This is a genomic window from Pseudomonas sp. HMSC067G02 (assembly GCF_001813485.1).
GTDB lineage: Bacteria > Pseudomonadota > Gammaproteobacteria > Pseudomonadales > Pseudomonadaceae > Pseudomonas > Pseudomonas aeruginosa.
The window spans coordinates 1-4150 of the sequence record NZ_KV812677.1 but is presented as its reverse complement, the minus strand read 5'-3'; the positions used below and the strand labels follow the sequence as shown (position 1 = coordinate 4150).

Below are 4150 nucleotides of genomic sequence, written 5' to 3'. Positions count from 1 at the left end.
TTCAGGCCGAGGGCGGCGAGCAGCTCGGCCGGGCGGCTGAAGTGCTCCCAGGTGGGGATCGGCTGCTGCATGCTGCAGGCCACCACCTTGCCGTCCTGGCGCTCCAGGGCGAAGGGCACGGTGCCCATCCTGGTCTCCAGGAACAGCCTGTCCTTGTCGGTCTCGGCGCCCAGGGCGATGGCGGTGCCCAGCAGCGGGTGGCCGGCGAACGGCAGTTCGTTGACCGGGGTGAAGATGCGGATGCGCGCGTCGCCGTCCTGTTGCGGGCGGAGCACGAAGGTACTCTCCGACAGGTTCATCTCCCGCGCCATGCGCTGCATGCGCTCGCCGCTGAGGTCGTCGCAGTCGAAGAACACCGCCACCGGGTTGCCTTGCAGCGGTTCGCTGGCGAAGGCGTCTATCACGACATATCTGTGCATGGGCTCTCCTGGCTCAGGGCCGCCGTTCGACCAGCGCGTGGCGCAGCAGGTCGGCGATGATGCGCGGACCCTCGCGGGTCAGCACCGATTCGGGGTGGAATTGCATGGAGGCGAAGCGCGGCCCGCGCAGGGCGTGGACCTCGCCGGTCTCGCGGTCGCGGCTGATCTCGATCGGGCCGACCTCGGGGATCTCGATGCGGTCCTGCAGGGCGCGCGCGGCGAAGGTGTTGTAGAAGCCGACGCGCTCGGCGGCGCCGAACAGGTCGATCTGTTTCTGCACGCCCTGGTTGGGCTCCTGCCGGCGTTGCAGGTCCAGGCCCAGGCACAGGCTCAGCACCTGGTGGCTCAGGCACACGGCGAGGAACGGCCGGCGCTCGCTGAGCAGCGAACGGATGGCCAGGTGCAGGTGGCCGATCTTCGGCTGGCCGATCTCGGTGGGGTTGCCCGGGCCGGGGCCCATGATCACCAGGTCGTAGCCGTCGAACGAGTACGGCTCCTGGAAGCCGCGCACGGTCACCGTCAGGCCCAGCGACTTGAGCTGCTTGGCGATCATCGAGGTGAAGGTGTCCTCGGCGTCGACGATCAGCACCTCGCGTCCGGACAGGTCGGCCTGCAACTGCTGGCGCTCGCTGGCGCCGCGCAGCCAGAAGTCGGCGATCGGCGCGTTGCGGCTGGCCAGCGCCGCCACCACGTGCGGGTGCGAGCCCAGGCGCTGCGGCGCCTGGCTCTTCAGCGCGGCGATCAGCCCGGAAGCCTTGGCCCGGCTTTCCGCCGCCTCGCCCAGGGGATCGGAGTGACGCACGATGGTCGAGCCGACGCCGATGCGCAGGCGGCCGTCGCCCTCGATCTCGGCAGTGCGGATCAGGATCGCCGAGTCCAGCGTGCGCCCGCCCTGGCCATCGCCGCCGATCAGCGCCGCCACCCCGCTGTAGTAGCCGCGACCCTGCGGCTCGTAGCGGCGGATCACCCGGCAGGCGCTTTCCAGCGGGCTGCCGGTGACGGTCGGGGCGAACAGCGTCTCGCGCAGCACCTCGCGCACGTCGCGGCTGGTCTGGCCCTCGATGAAGTACTCGGTGTGCGCCAGGTGCGCCATCTCCTTGAGGTAGGGACCGAGCACCCGGCCGCCGTCCTCGCAGATCCGCGCCATCATCTTCAGCTCCTCGTCCACCACCATGTACAGCTCGTCGGCTTCCTTGCGGTTGTCGAGGAATTCCATGACCTCGGCCAGGTTCGGCCCGGCCGGCGGGTAGCGGTAGGTGCCGCTGATCGGGTTCATCACCGCCAGGCCGTCGCGCACGCTGATGTGTCGCTCGGGCGAGGCGCCGACCAGGGTGCGTTCGCCGGTGTGGACGATGAAGGTCCAGTAGGCGCCCTTCTCGCGCAGCAGCAACTGGCGGAAGAAACTCAGCGCGCTGGCCGTGGCGTAGCCGTCGATGCGCGCCTGGAAGCGCCGCTTGATCACGAAGTTGGCGCCTTCGCCGCGACCGATCTCGTCGGCGATGACCCGCCCGACCACTTCGGCGTAGGCCTCGTCGTCGAGGTCGAAACCTTCCTCGCTCAGTTCCAGCGCCTGGTTCGGCAGCAGCGCCAGGGCCTGCTCCAACGGCAGCAGTTCCTGCTCCAGGACCTTCAGCGCCAGCAGCGGCGTGCCGTCGTCGAGCGCCTCGAAGCCGCGCTCGGCGATCTGCCGGTAGGGAATCAGCGCCAGCAGGTCATGGCGCGGCAGGCCCGGGCCGGGCTCGTCCAGCGGCAGGTCGGCCAGGCCGTGCAGTTCGAGCGTCTCGCCGCGAATCACGTCGAGCAGGCCCGGGCCATTGCTTTCCGGGCGGTAGAGCAAGGCGAACGGCGCCGGCCGTTCGAGCAGGCGCTGCAACAGCGATGTGGGCAGGGCGTTCATTCCAGCACCTCGTCGGTGGTGACCACCATCGCGCAGCGGCTGGCGGCGTATTCCAGGGCCATGCGGTGGTGCGCCTCGCTGAAGTCGGCGATGGCGTCGGCCACCAGGAACGGCTGGATGTCGTTGGAGTAGGCGTCGACCGTGGAGATCAGCACTCCGACGTGGGCGTATACGCCGCACAGCACCAACTGGTCGCGGCCGGCGGCGCGCATCCGCTGGAGCAGGTCGGAGTGGAAGAAGGCGCTGTAGCGCCACTTGGTCAGCAGCCAGTCGGCCGGCCCCGGCGCCAGCTCCTCGACCACCTCGCGGTCGGCCGGACTGGCGCGCATGCCCGGCCCCCAGAAGTCCTTGAGCAGGCCGCGCTGCTCCTCGGTCATGCTGCCCGGCTGGGCGGTGTAGGCGATCTGCACGCCCTGCTCGACGCACCAGCGGCGCAGCCGCGCGGCGTTGGCCACCAGCCCGGCGCGCAGGCTCTCGGGCAGCGGGCGCAGGAAGTAGCGCTGCATGTCGTGCACCAGCAGCACCGCGCGCCGCGGCTCCAGGCTCCAGCGCGCCAGGTTGGCCGGCAGCTGCTGGGCGGTCGGCAAGGGATAGGCGGTGATTTCGGGAATGCCGCTCATGCCACGGTCTCCAGGGGGAAGGTTGCGCTCGGGATCGCTTCTGCGCCGGACCAGGCCATCACCGCGCTGAGCGCCTGCCAGGGGTTCAGCCGCGGATCGCAGAGGCTGGTGTAGTGCCGGCTGACCTGGTGCAGGCCGCTGGAATCGGCGACGCACTCGGTGACGTCGTCCGGGGTGGTCTCCAGGTGCAGCCCGGCGGCCACGCCGCCGGAGCCGGACACCGCCAGGCGGAACGCCGCCACCTCCTCGGCGATGCTGCGCACCAGGCGGGTCTTGTTGCCGCAGGGCGCGACGATGGTGTTGCCGTGCATCGGGTCGCTCAGCCAGATCACCGGGTGGCCGGCCGCGCGCACCGCTTCCACCAGCGGCGGCAGGCGCTCGCCAACCTTCTGCGCGCCCATCCGCGCGATCAGCGTCAGGCGCCCCGGCTCGCGGCGCGGGTCGAGGCGCTCGCAGAGCGCCAGCAACTGGTCGCGGCCGATCTCCGGGCCGACCTTGCAGGCCACCGGGTTGAGCACCTCGGCCAGCAGCGCCACATGGGCGCCGTCGACCTGGCGGGTGCGCTCGCCGATCCACGGCCAGTGGGTCGAACCGAGGTAGACCCGGCGCTGCTCGTCCTCGCGCAGCATCGACAGCTCGTAGTCGAGCAGCAGCATCTCGTGGCTGGTCCAGACCGGCGAGGCATTCGCCTCCTGCCCGGACGCGGCGTCCCAGCCCAGGTGGCGCATGATGTTGCGCGCCGCCGCGTAGCCCTTGAGAATCCGCTGCGGATCGGCCCGGCGCTGCTCGGCATGGGCCTCGCGGCCGTTGACCATGTCGCCGCGATAGACCGGCAGGGTCTGCTCGCCGACCTGCTCGTGCGGCTTGGAACGCGGCTTGGCGTACTGCCCGGCGATGCGCCCGACGCGGATCACCGGCCGCCGGCCGGCCAGGCGCAGGGCGCCGGCCAGCAGTTCCAGCACGGCGGCCTTGCGCGCCACGTTCTCGGCATGGTGGTCGTCCATGTCCTCGGCGCAGTCGCCGCACTGCACCACCAGCGCCTCGCCGCGGGCGACCCGCGCCAGGGTCGCGCGCAGGGCCAGGATGTCGCCGGCGCGGATCAGCGCCGGACTGCCGCGCAGGTACGCCTGCACGTCGCGCAGGCGCGACGGATCGCCCCATTCGGGTTGCTGCAGCGCTTCGCAGCGCCGTACGCGTTGCAATAGATCGTCCAT

3 protein-coding genes and 1 pseudogene are annotated in these 4150 nt (G+C 71.1%); all 4 read right to left on the bottom strand.

Annotation, left to right across the window (positions count from 1 at the left end):
* Positions 1 to 419, bottom strand: a pseudogene (gene phzF / locus HMPREF2914_RS14220) (phenazine biosynthesis protein PhzF); the annotation flags it as partial.
* 13 nt (positions 420 to 432) lie between these two features.
* The gene (phzE, locus tag HMPREF2914_RS14215; protein WP_009316358.1) at positions 433 to 2316 is read right to left on the bottom strand and encodes a phenazine biosynthesis protein PhzE; all 1884 of its coding nucleotides are present in this window, start codon (positions 2314 to 2316) and stop codon (positions 433 to 435) included.
* Positions 2313 to 2936, bottom strand: coding sequence for a phenazine biosynthesis protein PhzD (gene phzD / locus HMPREF2914_RS14210; RefSeq protein ID WP_023092390.1), 624 nt, complete (start codon positions 2934 to 2936; stop codon positions 2313 to 2315). The genes phzE and phzD overlap by 4 nt, the downstream gene beginning before the upstream one ends.
* Positions 2933 to 4150, bottom strand: coding sequence for a phenazine biosynthesis protein PhzC (gene phzC / locus HMPREF2914_RS14205; RefSeq protein WP_003093621.1), 1218 nt, complete (start codon positions 4148 to 4150; stop codon positions 2933 to 2935). Before phzC ends, phzD begins: the two co-directional genes overlap by 4 nt.

Excerpts from the sequence above, each read along its gene's own strand:
- phzE (WP_009316358.1), bottom strand. The coding sequence starts at position 2,316 with ATGAACGCCCTGCCCACATCGCTGTTGCAGCGCCTGCTCGAACGGCCG.
- phzD (WP_023092390.1), bottom strand. The coding sequence starts at position 2,936 with ATGAGCGGCATTCCCGAAATCACCGCCTATCCCTTGCCGACCGCCCAG.
- phzC (WP_003093621.1), bottom strand. The coding sequence starts at position 4,150 with ATGGACGATCTATTGCAACGCGTACGGCGCTGCGAAGCGCTGCAGCAA.